The sequence below is a fragment of the Parabacteroides sp. Y3-G-102 genome (genome assembly GCF_023656845.1).
Lineage (GTDB): Bacteria > Bacteroidota > Bacteroidia > Bacteroidales > Tannerellaceae > Parabacteroides > Parabacteroides distasonis.
This window is the reverse complement of the sequence record NZ_JAMOKU010000061.1, coordinates 15,644-29,981: the sequence shown is the minus strand read 5'-3', so window position 1 is coordinate 29,981 and position 14,338 is coordinate 15,644. Positions and strand designations below refer to the sequence as shown.

Below are 14,338 nucleotides of genomic sequence, written 5' to 3'. Positions count from 1 at the left end.
TGGGGCAAGGGGATATTGTGGGCAGAAGTGGGTATTTCAGCCTCAATTTATCTGCTAATTCAGTGATGAGAGGACGTTTAGACGCAAGAAGGACGCTGAAGAGCTTAGTTGCGGATTTGAGGAAATATTCAAAAGTTCATCTTCTTGATTTTTAAGAAGGTGTACATGGTTGAGTGCTTACTATTTACAATGGCAAAGACAATAAAGAGGAACTTTGTGTATAATCTGTTGTTGCAGATTTCTGCCGTATTGTTTCCTATCATTACAGCTCCGTATATTGCGCGGGTGTTGGATCCGGACGGTGTGGGTATCGTCAATTTTGTCAATACCTATGCTTCCTATTTTGCCCTGTTCGCTGTTCTTGGCATACCGACATATGGGATTCGTGAAATTGCGAAGCGGCAGGGCAACTTGAAAGAAATGGAACGATTCCTTTCACAAATGATTAGCATTGAACTGGTATCGACATTTGTCATTAGTCTGCTTTTCATAGGTTCCGTGTTGTGGATAGATCAATTGAAAGAGAATGCGCTATTGTTTCTGTTGGCGGGAATATCTCTTTATATGACGCCTTTTAAGATAGAGTGGTTTTTTAAGGGGCAAGAAAAGTTTGGCTATATAACATTTCGCTCATTGGTTATTCGCACGGTCAGTATCCTATTGCTGTTCGTCTTTGTTCGTACCAAACATGATCTGGTTAATTACGTTTTGCTAAGCCTTTTCTCTACGATTGCGAATGAATTTTGGAACTATTTAAAGGTTTTGAAATTAGGAATAAGACCTTATATTACATTCAAGGGATGTAAGACGCATTTGAAAGCTGTCTTGGTGTTATTGGGTTCTTCTGTCGCTATCAGCATCTATGTGATGTTGGATACGTTAATGCTGGGTTTCTTGGCCGATTATTCAGAAGTGGGATATTATAATTCGGCAATACATCTGGTAAAAGCCGTTTTGCCATTGGCCACAGCCCTATCAGCGGTTGCTTTGCCAAGGGTCGCAAGTTTTATGCAATCCAATGACATGGAGAGCGTTAATGCTCTCATGCAAAAATCCTTGAATATTGTTTCTTTTTTGGTATTTCCGATGACTATGGGAATAATCCTGGTAGCGCCTACCTTTGTTCCCTTGTTTTTTGGCTCTCAATTTGAGGGAGCCATATTGCCCATGCAAGTTGGAGCCGTCTTGTTGATAGCCATAGGGCTAAATAACTTGAATGGTATCCAGATCCTTACGGGCATGGGAAAGGATAAGCAATTCTTAATGAGTGTAACCAGTGGTGCGGTATCCAATTTTATATTGAATTTGATACTTATCCCCCGATATGGGGCTGTCGGTGCGGCAATCTCGTCTGTCTATGCGGAGGTGCAGATATTTTTGGTGAATGAATATTTCGTGAGGCGTGATACGGTTATTCGGGTGAATCATTATGCGGATGCCGCCAAGTCATTGATAGGGGCCTGCCTTTTCGTACCGTTATGTTATGCGATTGGCCGTTTGCTTGAGGGATGGACTTTTGTGATTGTTGCGGTATTGGCATGTTCGATCGCCTATATGATATCTCAATATGTGCTTAGAAACTCAATATATGGTTTGGTGAGCAATCTCATACTTCCAAAAATTAAAGCAAGGTTTTCATGAAAAGAAAGATTAAAGAAATAATAAAGAAAGCGACATCCGGAGCTTTGCGATTAAAAATTAGAACTTATCAAAAGGCTTTTGATCGTATGTCGATATGGGATACTTTGTTTAAGTATCATTGTTATTATGACAAATTGCCGGGTAGCCTCTCTTCCGCAAATCTGATGGCTAAGATAATAGGTAGATCAGATATTTGTTTGGCCCATGGGTTTATCTATACGTATGATCCAACCAAGACTCGTTTGGTTAGGGCGGGAGTTGAACCGTTAACCAGTATAACGCCGGACTATGCCTTGATAATCAATTCTGATTTACGTGAGATAATGCGTAGTCTTCCTGAAAGAAGCGGGGATAATTCGGATTTCATAGGCACTTTGCATATAGTGACCAAGGCGATTGAAGATAAGGCGAGGGCCATATCGGAGCAACGATACGAGGATGTGCGCTATGAGGCAATGGCGAAAAGACTTCCGGACTTGCTTTATCGAGATTGTCAATCTTTGGTGGAGGCCATACAAAAAATCTTGTTTTACAATGGATTGCTATGGCAAGTGGGGCATCGGCATGTGGGCTTGGGTCGTATGGATTTAGTATTGTATCCTTATTATAAAAAGGATGTGGAAGCCAATAGGCTAAACTATGAGCAGGCGAAAGGTTTGCTAAAAGAAATGTGCTTGTTGTTGGGCAAGGATTCTCCCATGAAGAGCTTGAATCTGATAGGTGATAGCGGTCAGTATATTATATTGGGAGGTGTTGACAAGAATGGGAAAAATACCGATAATGAATTGACCCGTATGTTCTTGGAACTTTTTGAGGAATTAAGAATCCCTGATCCCAAACTCATCTTCCGGGTCAATGAGGAGACACCAATGGATACATGGAAACGTTCGATAAGGTGTTTGGCGAATGGTTGTGGATCTCCGTTGTTTATGAATGAGACCCTTATTATGGAAAATATGGTGAAGTTTGGTTATCGGAACGAGGACGTGTGGAATGTGGGTACGTCAGCCTGTTGGGAACCTCTGATTATAGGAAAATCCTCGGATCAAAATAATCCATTCATAAGTATACTCGCTTGCAATGCTTTAAAGAAGGCCTTGACAGAGATGGAAGACGAATTGGATTATGGCGGTTTGCTACAATTGGTGAAACGAAATTTAGCGGAAGAGACACGATCGGTTGTTGTTGATAAGGATTACGATTATTCCCCCATCATGTCGTTATTCAATGAGTCATGTATCCGTTCAGGCAAAGACTTTGCGCATCAGGGAAGCGATTATATGTATCAAGGCGCCCAATTACTAGGCTTGCCCAATTTGGTGAATTCCTTGTTGAACATCAAGAAATACGTTTATGAGCAGGGATTGGTCTCCTTGGGCATATGCAGGGAGATCGTACAGACCGATTATGAGAATCACCTTGATATAAAGCAATTGTTCAAGTCGGCTAATGACAAGAAGTTTGGCTTATGTGACGAGTATGTTCTTCGTCTAAGCCAGGAGTTGATTGGAACGGTGAGCGAAACGATAGGAAAACTTACCGCCAACGGGTATAACGTGAAGTTTGGACTAAGTTCTCCAAGTTATATTTCGCGGGGAAAAGTAGCCTCTGCCACACTGGATGGTCGGAATGCCGGTGAGCCATTTGCGGTACACATTTCTCCTCTATCTTCTACGATTGATATTGCGGAAGTCTTGGACTTTGCGAGTTCTTTGTCTTATCCTGTAAATTGCCTGAACGGAAATGTGGTGGATTATGTGATTCCTCCGGTTTATTTGAATAATTCAGACAAGTTGGTTCCCATTTTACGGGATGCGTTCAAGAAAGGATTGTATCAGTTGCAGTTAAATGTCTATGATAGGGCAACTTTGATAGATGCAAAATTGCATCCGGAAAAATATCCGACCTTGGTCGTTCGAGTATGGGGCTTTAGTGCCTATTTCAATGACCTGCCGGAAGAATATAAAGATAACCTGATAGCTAGGGCCGGGGAATATGAGCGCGCTTAATGTAATCTCCATCCAGCGAGGTTGTATTTATGACGGTCTAGGTGTTCGTACGACTGTTTTTTTGAAAGGATGTCCGTTCAGTTGCTCTTGGTGTTGCAATCCGGAAGCGCTCTCTGGTAAAGAATATTATATTGACAATCAGAAATGCCTAAAGGAATTGGGCGTATATTCCTTGTTATGCGAAAGTTGTGAGCGAAAAGGAGGTGCTCGTTCTATCATAGAGTGCCCATTTAGTGTATGTGCGCCTATCGCTAAACGGTATGACTCAGAAGATTTATTGAAAGAGTTATTAAAGGACAGCTCCTTGTTTGAGCAAAGTGGAGGTGGCGTTACGCTTTCGGGAGGTGAGCCACTGTTGCAGTGGAAACCCCTTGTTCCTTTATTGTCTGAATTAAAGGCTGCGAATATTCACGTGTCCATAGAAACAACTTTATATATGCGTGATAAACAAGTTGTGGAACATTTAATTCCATATATAGATGAGTGGATTGTCGATTTGAAGCTACAAAAGGAGCATACGAAAGAGGATTATTTCTATGTACTGCATGGCAATCTTGGATTACTTCGTGAATCGATGTCGAGGATTGCTTATCGATTGGTTTATGTGGAAACTCTACAAGCTGAAAAAGTGATTTCTCAATTGCAAGATTTGGGTATTAATGCTTTTGAGCTATTGAAGTGCCATTCTTTGGCCAAAAGTAAATATGATAAATTGGGAATCCCTTTTATGGATTATACTCCTTCAGATACTGCTTATAATGTATTCTATAGAAAAATGTTGGAGGCTGGTTTACAGATTGTAAAACACGAAATTTAATCATATGATGCAACATTACGATTACTTAATAGTTGGTTCCGGATTGTACGGATCTACGTTCGCTTATAAGGCGAAGCAAGCAGGTAAGACTTGCTTGGTGATTGACAAGCGATCACATGCCGGGGGAAATGTTTATTGTGAGAAAGTAGAGGGCATTAATGTACACAAATATGGAGCGCATATCTTTCATACGAATAACAAGAGTGTATGGGATTTTGTGAATTCTATTGTGGAATTCAATCGTTATACAAATTGTCCGATAGCAAATTTCAAGGGCGAATTATATAATTTACCTTTCAATATGAATACTTTCTATCGGATGTGGGGTGTGACTACACCAACCGAAGCTGTAGCGAAACTTGAGGAACAGCGTGCAGAGGCAAGACGGAGACTGGCAGATTTAAGTGTGTCTGAACCCCGCAATTTAGAAGAACAGGCACAGTTGTTGGTGGGTAAAGATATATACGAGATCTTGATTAAGGAATATACCGAGAAGCAATGGGGGCGTAAGTGTACAGAACTCCCCGCATTCATTATCCGTCGTTTACCAGTTCGTCTCATATATGATAATAATTACTTCAATGATAAATATCAAGGCATTCCTATTGGTGGCTACAATAAACTGATCGAAGGCTTATTGGCTGGAGTTGAAGTGAGATTGAATACGAATTTCTTTGCCAAAAAGGAAGTCCTAATGGCCATAGCTGATCGGATTGTTTATACGGGTGCCATTGATGAATACTTCGATTACTATTATGGTAAATTAGAGTATCGAACAGTTTCGTTTGATATGACTGTCGAAAATTGCACGAATTATCAAGGTAATGCCGTAGTGAACTATACTTCTCATGAACAGCCGTATACCCGTATTATTGAGCATAAGCATTTCGAGATGTTCGGAGCTGAGATAGATGCTTGTCCCAAAACAGTAATCTCTAAAGAGTATAGTTCAGAATGGAAAGATGGGTTAGAACCTTACTATCCAGTGAATGATACTCCTAATAATGAATTGGCTGAGAAATATCGGGCATTGGCAGCTAAAGAAGAGAACGTAATTTTCGGAGGGCGTCTAGCGGAATACAAATATTATGATATGGATCAGGTAGTGAGTCAAGTATTAAATTTAGAAATGTAAATAATGGAGAATCATAAAGTTAAAATATTAGTGTGTTGCCATAAAGAGGCTTATGTTCCTAATGATGATATCTATTTACCGATACATGTAGGAAAAGCTATATCTAAGAAGGATCTAGGTTTTCAGGGGGATGATGAGGGAGACAATATAAGCTATAAAAATCCACATTATTGTGAGTTAACCGCATTGTATTGGGCTTGGAAAAATTTGCGTAATGTTGATTATATAGGGCTTTGTCATTATAGAAGATATTTTGATTTTAGAACTAAACCTTTTGTGAAGAAAGAAGCTGTTGTAGTTTCCGAAGAATGGTTTCGTATGCATTCGAAATCTCTTTTACTAAATGTTGATACCTTCAATTTTGATGTTGTTTTGCCAATGTCTATTCCGTTTAGAATGAATATATTAGAGCGTCATGCCTTGAATTTGAATTTTATGGATATGGCGGTTATGGAGAAAGTAGTATTGAAGTTGTATCCTGAATATAGAAAATCATTAGAATATGTATTTTATCATTCCTCGGATGTGCCTCAGAGAAATATGTTTTTAATGAAGAAAGAATATTTTGATCGTTATTGTGAGTTTTTGTTTAATATATTATTTGAGGTAGAAAAGTATGTGAAACTTTCACCATATGCCTATTATAGAAGGGTTTTTGGATTTATGGGAGAAATGTTACTCCCTTTGTTTTGTTATCATAATAAATTAAAGACGCAACGCCGCTATATTGTATATATTGATAATAACGGGAAAAATAAATCTGATATGTTTTATACGGTAAAATATATTCTTTCTAATATCTCATTTAAACTTAATGAATTGTCTACTAAGCCTATTTATTCAGTCTGGAAGAAAGATTTATTAGAGAGTGAGTTCCCTGATTTGTTTAAATAGCTATGTGAACTGTATATGTTAATGCTGAGGGCTTGATATGCTTATTTTTGTAATTGTTTTCTTTCTGATTTTTTTAGTTGGGATAAATAAAATTTGTTGTAAAGACAATATTTCACGATTATGTGTTAATATTCATACGATATGGTGGTCTTTATTGGTTGTTATATCATTGCTTAATATGTTTTCAATGAAGGATGTATCTTTGTTTACATATTTTTTGATATGTTCTTATTATATTTCGTTTAATATTGGCTTTTTGATGGCAAATTACGTTTTTGGAAGTAAAGTATATGCGCTTTGTAATCCTACTAAGAATTTGGATTATTATTTACGTAGTAGAGTTTTTAATATTGCATTGTTGTTATTTGCTATATTTTCAATATATTTAGTTTATCGCTTTTTAGATGTAATATTAATTTCTACATTTGCTGAAGCTCATTTGCTTAGCATCGATTATGAATTATATGGGTCTCCTTTAGCCATGATCATTTTTAATAATGCAACGGTGCCGTTATCTTATTTTTCAATGGTCTTGTTTGCGTTCTTATACCTGAAAAGAAATTTTAGTTTAGTGTTTTTGTGTTTGTTTTTCTATATTACATTGGTCTTTCTAGTAGGATTTGATAAGGGTACTATATTAATGTTTGTTCTGCAATTTGTTTTGATTTGTTTGCTCTTGTATAAAGTCGATATGTCTTATATAGTCGGATGCTATAGTATGAACAAACGTCAAATAACAAAATCTGTAATATTTGTTATGATATTGATTATGATAACAGGTGTTTTGAGTTCTTTGAGAAAGACAGATCGTATAGATATAGTTCTTCTTAGTTTGTACGATTCTTTATGCGATTTTTTAGAGGAAATTGTTGTGTATTTAGTTGGTCCATTTAGAGCTTTAGACTATGCGGTGAATTCTGATTATTTTTTGGATAAACTAGGTGGTTGTTATTTTGGAGAGGCTACATTTTTAGGTTTTAATAAGCTTCTTGATTGGATATTCTCACTGGTCGGAATAGATTATAATAGCTCATATGAGCTTGTAGGTAATACATTGCAGGAGACTTCTGTGGACATTAATTCTTCTGCAACTTCCTTTAATTTTGCTTTCTCTTCAATTCTGTATTATTATCTTGATTTTAAGGTTTTGGGTGTAATTACTATTCCTTTTTGTCTTGGAATTGTATTAAGAATATTAATAAATAAATTTCATCGTTATCCATCAATTCCTGCTTTTGCTTTGTTTGTCTATTTGCTTACTATTTGCTTGACAGGTTTCTTTACTTGGGATTTATCAAAACCGGGGCCTGCTGCCTATTGCCTGTATTTGTTGTTTTTCCATTATTCTTTTGTGTTTAAAAGAGTTTATACATAATGTTTGTAAATAGAATATAGTAATGAAAGTATCTGTAGCTATGGCTGTTTATAATGGAGAGAAATATGTGAGAGATCAGATTGTTTCTATACTCAGCCAGTTGAGAAAGGATGATGAACTTATCATATCCTATGATGAATCGTCTGATAATTCATTGTCAATATTGACAGAGTTCGCTCAGTCTGATAAAAGGGTGAAGATATATGATAATCCCTATAAACCAGGTGTTGTGAAAAACTTTCAAAATGCGGTGGAACATTGTTTGGGGGATATTATCTTTCTGTCAGATCAAGATGACGTGTGGTTGCCTAATAAAGTCGATAAGGTACTTCGTGAATTTGAAAATCCCCATGTTGCCGTAGTGATTCATGATTCAAAGCTTACAGATTCAGACTTGAATGTAAGGTTTAAGTCAACGTTTAAATTAAGAGGTGGTGTAAGAACCTCTTTCTTGGGAAATATATATAGGCTTAGCTATATTGGATGTTGTATGGCTTTCAGATCCTTTTATAAGGAACTGGTGGTACCTTTCCCTACAATTTATAGATCTCATGATTGGTGGATAGGGAGTATGTTATCTTGTGGAAAAACAAAAATTAAAGCTATAGATGAAGCTTTGATTCTGCATCGTGAGCATGCGAATAATGCGACGCCTAAAAGTAGACCTCCATTGAACTATCAGCTTCAAGTTCGTTGGATTATTATAAAAAATGTAATAGCCAGATATCTCTATAAAATCAGGATTGATAAATCTCATAATCTCTAGTCTTATGTCAATGTCTCTTTTTAAAATATATAGTAAGATAGCTCTGTTATCACCTAGGATTGAAGTCTTACTTCGACAAATGTATTGGTATAATCACAATTTAGTATCGAGATATAATCCTAATACGGTTTCGGCAAGTATATTTCCTGTGACAGACATACATACTGTTGATTTTGATGCGATTCTTGAACGTTTAGAGGGCTGGGGAGTTCGTAAAGGTTCTTTATTAATAGTTCACTCTTCATACGACTCATTAAAAGCTACGGGATTGTCTCCTCTTGAGATAATAAATAAACTTCGTGGTTTGATAGGAGAAGAAGGCACTCTTGCTATGCCTGTAATACGACATTATAAAAATGAGCCATCTCCAATTGAGAAATTAAAACGAGATTTCGTTTACCCTGAATGTGTGTATAATCCAAAAAGGACACCTGTTGTATCAGGCTTATTGCCCACTTTCTTGATGAGGATGCCTGACGCTGAAATAAGTCTGCATCCATTGAATCCTCTCTGTGCCATAGGTCCTTTAGCCAAAGATATGATGCGGCATAATATTGAAGGGGACATTCCATCTCCGCATGGCATTTATTCTGCATGGCATTTTTGTGTGAGTCATAATGCTTTCGTGTGTAGTTTAGGAACAGATCTTAGGCACCATAATACTATTGGACATGTGGCTGAAGAGGCTTTTGGTAATTGGTATTGGGGTGATGATGATTGGTATAGTGTTCGGAATTTTAGAATAGAAATAGAGAGAAATAATACTATTGATTTAAAGGTTAAGGAGCGAAAAGCTAAGTGGGGAATGTTGCATCAAGCAGAGCTGAATAGATATAAAGATCTCTTAGATAATAGAATTATCAAATCTCAAAGATTTGATAATGTCCTAGTTGAATTTGAAGAATCTTCTAAACTTATAAACTATCTAATGTCTAAGAATAGTAGGGGTTATCCATATTTTAAATAAACGATTAATAGATGTTGTTATCATGAATAATTTAGAAAAACTTAATCAAGCATTTGTCGATGCTTTTGCTATTGATAAAAAATACTTAAAGGATTTGGTATATAAAGGTGTTAGCAATTGGGATTCTGTAGGTCAAATGGTTTTGATCGCTAACCTTGAGGAAGCCTTTGATATTGAAATAAAATCTGATGATATTATGGATATAAATTCTTATAAGGCTGCGGTGTTGATTCTTATGCGAAAATATAATATATCGTTCTAAGATGTTTGATTTGCAGAAGTATTCCTCAAGATTGGCTATAAGATCTGATATAGGAGAATCTATTACATATGCTGAGTTAACTGTTGAGACGGAAAAATTTCACGACGCAATTCCGTATGATGGTCTTGTTTTCATTCTTTGTGAAAACGTAATGGGTTCCTTGTTAGGTTATATATCATGTATGACTAAACATATTCCATGTGTCTTATTAGATGGAAGTAAGGACATAGAGCTTATTCAGCATCTTATTGCTATCTATCATCCTGAGTTCATTTGGTTATCTCAAAAAAGGGTTGGAGAATTTGTTGGTACTGTTATTTACAAATATGAAAATTATTCTATGCTGCAAATGCGGTACGATAGGGATTTCAGTGAAAAAGATAAAGCGATCAACCCAAATTTACTCTTATGTTTGACTACATCAGGTAGTACGGCTTCTCCTAAGTTTGTTAGGCTCTCTGAAAAAAATCTGAGAAGTAATGCGGAGTCTATCGCAGAGTATCTTCAGATTGATGAGAATGAACGCCCCGTGATGTCGTTGCCAATGTATTATAGTTTTGGTATGTCGGTTATTAACTCTCATTTAATTAAAGGTGCTACTATTTTACTGACTGATAAAACAGTGTTGCAGCGTGATTTCTGGGACTTTATTAAAGAAGAAAAAGCGACATCTATTGCCGGTGTTCCATATACGTATGAGATGTTGAGACGTTTAAAATTTTTCTGTATGGATTTGCCTTATTTGAAGACAATGACGCAAGCGGGGGGTAAGATGAATTCTGCTTACGTAAAGGAATATGTGGATTTTGCAGAGGCAAACAATAAGCGATTTGTTGTAATGTATGGCCAGACAGAGGCCTCTCCTCGAATGAGTTATCTTCCTCATGACAAGGCGGTTGATAAATACGCGTCAATTGGCATAGCTATACCAGGAGGTAAATTCTCATTGATAGATGCCGGAGGCGATGTCATAAAGGATGCCGATGTTGAGGGAGAATTGGTATACGAGGGGGAGAATGTCTGTTGGGGATATTCTGAAAAACGACAAGATTTACAACTGGGCGATGAAAATCACGGAATCCTTTATACGGGCGATATAGCTAAAAGGGATGTAGATGGCTTTTTCTATATAGAGGGACGTATGAAAAGATTTGTGAAGGTTATGGGTAATCGTTGTAATTTGGATGCTGTTGAGCAATTTGTGAAGGTTATTACAGCTGATTGCGCATGTGTTGGTGTGGATGATCGAATTTCTGTTTTTGTGACACAGAATGGATTGGAAGATGATATAAAGCATTTTTTGGTAGCAAAAACCGGTTTTAATCAGAGTGTTTTTCGTGTACTTGTTATAGCTGTTATTCCTAAATCTAATTCTGGTAAAATACAATATCCAGAATTGCAGAGAATGTTATAAACATGGTAAATAGATTAGAGAAAGGTTTTGCTCCTTTATGCTTCATTCAAGAGGGTAAACTTATTTGCTATAAAAGGGGATGTTTGTGGGTTTTGGCTGGGAATAAAGTGTTAGATAAATATCCAATATTTAATAGTGCCAAAGAGTTTCTTATAGGTGCGATAAATCCTTTTTCCCGTCTGTTAAGACTCGGTATCCGTGCCTCTATCGCCTTGGATGAGAATCGTGTTTTGCTTTCTAGGGGAAATCATATTTTTGAGTTGGATCTGTTGTCGGGCGAACGCTCCGGAGGGTATTTTATCGGGGAAGGCTTGCGCCCTTTGGCTTTTACGAAGATAGAGGGCATAAGAGGTTTTGACGATGCGGTAGTGTTTGGGGGATATCTCATGAATATGGATAAGGAACCTGTGCATATATACAAGCGGAAGTCTGTCGATCAATGGGAGGTGGTCTATACATTTGAGCGGGGTGTCATCAATCATGTGCATGCTATCGTGGCTGATCCTTATCGGGATTGTCTCTGGGCCTTTACCGGGGATTTCGATGAGGCTTCTGCAATCTGGAGGATCACGGATAATTTCAAAAGGGTGGAACGGGTAGCCTGGAATGACCAGCAATATAGGGGATGTGTTGTATTCCCGGTGAGAGAAGGCTTGTTGTATGCAACGGATGCTCCCTTCGCCAAGAATTATATTTACTTGATGAATCCGGATACGATGGAATTAAAGAGGATTGCACCGATTGACGGATCTTGCATCTATGGATGCCAATGCGGTGATCAATTTGTCTTCTCGTCTACGGTGGAACCGGACGGAAGGGATAGCTCTTTATTCAAGCTCTTTACGAGCCGTAAGCGAGGGGCTGGCATCACGGATATGTATGTGCATCTCTATTGTGGAAATATGGAAAAGGGATTTAGGGAGATCTACAAGGAGAGGAAGGATCTTTGGCCTTATGCGTTTCAGTTTGGTGTCTTTCGTTTTCCTTCTGGGAGGAATGATGCAAATACTTTATATTTTCAGCCTATAGCTACAAATAAAAATGATTTAAGTCTGTTAGCTTTAGATTTATCTGGGAAGTAATAATTTTAATATATATCATGTCAATTTTTAAAGACAAAACCCTGCTAATCACAGGTGGTACGGGTTCCTTTGGAAATGCTGTGCTTCGTCGTTTCTTAGATAGCGACATTAAGGAGGTTCGTATCTTCTCGCGAGATGAGAAGAAACAGGATGATATGCGTCATTTCTTGCAGGCACAACGTCCGGAGGTAGCTCATAAGGTGAAATTTTATATTGGTAATGTTCGCCAGCGTGAAGCGGTGGATTTCGCTATGACTGGTGTGGATTATGTGTTCTCTGCCGCTGCCCTTAAGCAGGTTCCTAGTTGTGAATTCTTCCCTATGGAGGCTGTGCGTACGAACGTGGAGGGTACAAATAACGTGTTGCTTTCCGCTATCGCTCATGGTGTGAAAAATGTGGTGGTGCTTTCTACCGATAAGGCTGCCTATCCTATCAACGCCATGGGGATCTCTAAATCTATGATGGAGAAGGTTGCTATTGCTCAAGGTCGTGCTTTGGGACAGAACGCAAAGACTACTATTTGCTGTACCCGTTATGGTAACGTTATGGCGAGCCGTGGCTCGGTGATCCCTTTGTGGGTAGAGCAGATGATGGATGGTAAGCCGATCACTATCACGGATCCAAATATGACTCGTTTTATGATGACTTTGGATGATGCCGTGGATTTGGTGGTGTATGCCTTCACGCATGGTGAGAATGGTGATCTATTCGTGCAGAAAGCCCCTGCCGCTACACTTTCTACGCTGGCTACGGCTTTGAAAGAGGTTTATGCCAAGGTGGATCCTGTGTATGGCGATACGGAGGTGAAGGTGATCGGTACCCGCCACGGTGAGAAACTCTATGAGACGTTGGTGACCCGTGAGGAGATGGCCAAGGCTGTTGATATGGGTAACTATTACCGTATTCCATGTGATAACCGAGACTTGAACTATGATAAGTTCTTTACTGAGGGTTCTCATAAGGTTGAGCAGGTAGAGGAGTATCATTCCCATAATACCACCCGTCTCGATGTGGAGGACATGAAGGAAATGTTGCATAGACTTAATTTTATTCGTGAAGATCTGGGTTTACAAGCAAGAGTGAAAACTAAGGAAATACGTTCTGAGTAATAACTACCTGTATGAAAATATTAGTCTTGGGTGCTTCCGGTATGGCTGGCCATACTATTGCGCTTTATTTTAAAGAGCAAGGACATGAGGTGTATGCGTTCTCTCGCAAGCAATTTCTTTTTTGTACATGGATTGGTGGAGATGCATTTGATATAGATTTCTTGAAAAATATAGTAACTACAGGCAATTACGATGCTATAATTAATTGCATTGGTTTGTTGAATCAATTTGCTGATTCGGCTCCTGAAAAGGCTGTTTATATTAATAGTTATCTTCCTCATCAAATTGTAGCTTGGCTGACAGATACTCCGACACGCTTTATCCAGATGAGTACGGATTGTGTGTTTGCTGGTAATACAGGACCTTATGATGAGTGCTCCGTACCTGATGGATGTTCCTATTATGATAGGACAAAGGCATTGGGTGAGATTATGGATGATAAAAACCTTACCTTTAGAAATTCTATTATTGGTCCGGACATTAATGAACATGGAATAGGCCTTTTTCATTGGTTTATGAAACAACATACTCCAATAAATGGCTTTACAAAAGCTATATGGACAGGGGTTACTACTTTAACCCTTGCAAAAGCAATGGAACGTGCTCTACAAACAAACCTTACCGGATTATATAATTTGGTAAATAACGAAAGTATTAATAAATATAACTTGCTATGTCTCTTTAATAAGTACTTTAGAAATAACGAGATTCAGATAGCGAAGTCTGAAAAATTGGTTTTAGATAAGACCTTACTCAATAAGCGTACTGATTTTGATTTTGAGGTACCTTCTTACGAACAGATGATTATAGAGATGAAAGAGTGGGTTGATAACCATAAAGATATTTATCCTTTATATTGATTGGCTA

Annotated in this window: 13 protein-coding genes; all 13 read left to right on the top strand. The window is 37.9% G+C overall.

Features of this window, described 5'->3' with window-relative positions:
* The first annotated feature begins 189 nt into the window (after positions 1 to 189).
* The 13 genes from NBH16_RS21100 to NBH16_RS21040 all read left to right on the top strand — a co-directional run bounded on the left by NBH16_RS21100 (position 190) and on the right by NBH16_RS21040 (position 14,331).
* On the top strand, positions 190 to 1,641 hold the full coding sequence (locus tag NBH16_RS21100; protein WP_009018241.1) for a flippase: 1,452 nt from the start codon (positions 190 to 192) through the stop codon (positions 1,639 to 1,641).
* Positions 1,638 to 3,650, top strand: coding sequence for a pyruvate formate lyase family protein (locus tag NBH16_RS21095; RefSeq protein ID WP_122368866.1), 2,013 nt, complete (start codon positions 1,638 to 1,640; stop codon positions 3,648 to 3,650). The genes NBH16_RS21100 and NBH16_RS21095 overlap by 4 nt, the downstream gene beginning before the upstream one ends.
* Entirely contained in the window at positions 3,637 to 4,467 is an 831-nt protein-coding gene (locus NBH16_RS21090) for a 4Fe-4S cluster-binding domain-containing protein (protein ID WP_009018243.1), read from the top strand. Before NBH16_RS21095 ends, NBH16_RS21090 begins: the two co-directional genes overlap by 14 nt.
* Before the next feature lie 7 nt (positions 4,468 to 4,474).
* Positions 4,475 to 5,602: a UDP-galactopyranose mutase gene (glf, locus tag NBH16_RS21085; RefSeq protein ID WP_039848909.1), complete on the top strand. Its 1,128-nt coding sequence runs from the start codon at positions 4,475 to 4,477 to the stop codon at positions 5,600 to 5,602.
* Between the two features lie 3 nt (positions 5,603 to 5,605).
* Entirely contained in the window at positions 5,606 to 6,496 is an 891-nt protein-coding gene (locus tag NBH16_RS21080; protein WP_122368867.1) for a DUF4422 domain-containing protein, read from the top strand.
* A 37-nt stretch (positions 6,497 to 6,533) separates the two neighbouring features.
* Positions 6,534 to 7,871 (top strand): O-antigen polymerase, encoded by a 1,338-nt coding sequence (locus NBH16_RS21075; protein ID WP_009018246.1) that lies wholly within the window; start codon positions 6,534 to 6,536, stop codon positions 7,869 to 7,871.
* A gap of 22 nt (positions 7,872 to 7,893) precedes the next feature.
* Complete coding sequence (locus NBH16_RS21070) at positions 7,894 to 8,637, top strand: glycosyltransferase (RefSeq protein ID WP_009018247.1); 744 nt, start codon at positions 7,894 to 7,896, stop codon at positions 8,635 to 8,637.
* 148 nt (positions 8,638 to 8,785) lie between these two features.
* On the top strand, positions 8,786 to 9,604 hold the full coding sequence (locus tag NBH16_RS21065) for an AAC(3) family N-acetyltransferase (RefSeq protein ID WP_158593837.1): 819 nt from the start codon (positions 8,786 to 8,788) through the stop codon (positions 9,602 to 9,604).
* Between the two features lie 22 nt (positions 9,605 to 9,626).
* The gene (locus NBH16_RS21060) at positions 9,627 to 9,866 is read left to right on the top strand and encodes an acyl carrier protein (RefSeq protein WP_009018249.1); all 240 of its coding nucleotides are present in this window, start codon (positions 9,627 to 9,629) and stop codon (positions 9,864 to 9,866) included.
* A gap of 1 nt (position 9,867) precedes the next feature.
* Positions 9,868 to 11,280: an AMP-binding protein gene (locus tag NBH16_RS21055; protein WP_039848856.1), complete on the top strand. Its 1,413-nt coding sequence runs from the start codon at positions 9,868 to 9,870 to the stop codon at positions 11,278 to 11,280.
* A gap of 2 nt (positions 11,281 to 11,282) precedes the next feature.
* Entirely contained in the window at positions 11,283 to 12,362 is a 1,080-nt protein-coding gene (locus tag NBH16_RS21050; protein ID WP_083785456.1) for a hypothetical protein, read from the top strand.
* Between the two features lie 17 nt (positions 12,363 to 12,379).
* Entirely contained in the window at positions 12,380 to 13,471 is a 1,092-nt protein-coding gene (locus tag NBH16_RS21045) for a polysaccharide biosynthesis protein (protein ID WP_009018252.1), read from the top strand.
* Positions 13,472 to 13,482: 11 nt separating this feature from the next.
* Positions 13,483 to 14,331, top strand: a complete 849-nt coding sequence (locus NBH16_RS21040) for an SDR family oxidoreductase (RefSeq protein ID WP_009018253.1) — start codon at positions 13,483 to 13,485, stop codon at positions 14,329 to 14,331.
* The last annotated feature ends 7 nt before the right edge of the window (positions 14,332 to 14,338 follow it).

Excerpts from the sequence above, each read along its gene's own strand:
- NBH16_RS21100 (WP_009018241.1), top strand. The coding sequence starts at position 190 with ATGGCAAAGACAATAAAGAGGAACTTTGTGTATAATCTGTTGTTGCAG.
- NBH16_RS21095 (WP_122368866.1), top strand. The coding sequence starts at position 1,638 with ATGAAAAGAAAGATTAAAGAAATAATAAAGAAAGCGACATCCGGAGCT.
- NBH16_RS21090 (WP_009018243.1), top strand. The coding sequence starts at position 3,637 with ATGAGCGCGCTTAATGTAATCTCCATCCAGCGAGGTTGTATTTATGAC.
- glf (WP_039848909.1), top strand. The coding sequence starts at position 4,475 with ATGCAACATTACGATTACTTAATAGTTGGTTCCGGATTGTACGGATCT.
- NBH16_RS21080 (WP_122368867.1), top strand. The coding sequence starts at position 5,606 with ATGGAGAATCATAAAGTTAAAATATTAGTGTGTTGCCATAAAGAGGCT.
- NBH16_RS21075 (WP_009018246.1), top strand. The coding sequence starts at position 6,534 with ATGCTTATTTTTGTAATTGTTTTCTTTCTGATTTTTTTAGTTGGGATA.
- NBH16_RS21070 (WP_009018247.1), top strand. The coding sequence starts at position 7,894 with ATGAAAGTATCTGTAGCTATGGCTGTTTATAATGGAGAGAAATATGTG.
- NBH16_RS21060 (WP_009018249.1), top strand. The coding sequence starts at position 9,627 with ATGAATAATTTAGAAAAACTTAATCAAGCATTTGTCGATGCTTTTGCT.
- NBH16_RS21055 (WP_039848856.1), top strand. The coding sequence starts at position 9,868 with ATGTTTGATTTGCAGAAGTATTCCTCAAGATTGGCTATAAGATCTGAT.
- NBH16_RS21050 (WP_083785456.1), top strand. The coding sequence starts at position 11,283 with ATGGTAAATAGATTAGAGAAAGGTTTTGCTCCTTTATGCTTCATTCAA.
- NBH16_RS21045 (WP_009018252.1), top strand. The coding sequence starts at position 12,380 with ATGTCAATTTTTAAAGACAAAACCCTGCTAATCACAGGTGGTACGGGT.
- NBH16_RS21040 (WP_009018253.1), top strand. The coding sequence starts at position 13,483 with ATGAAAATATTAGTCTTGGGTGCTTCCGGTATGGCTGGCCATACTATT.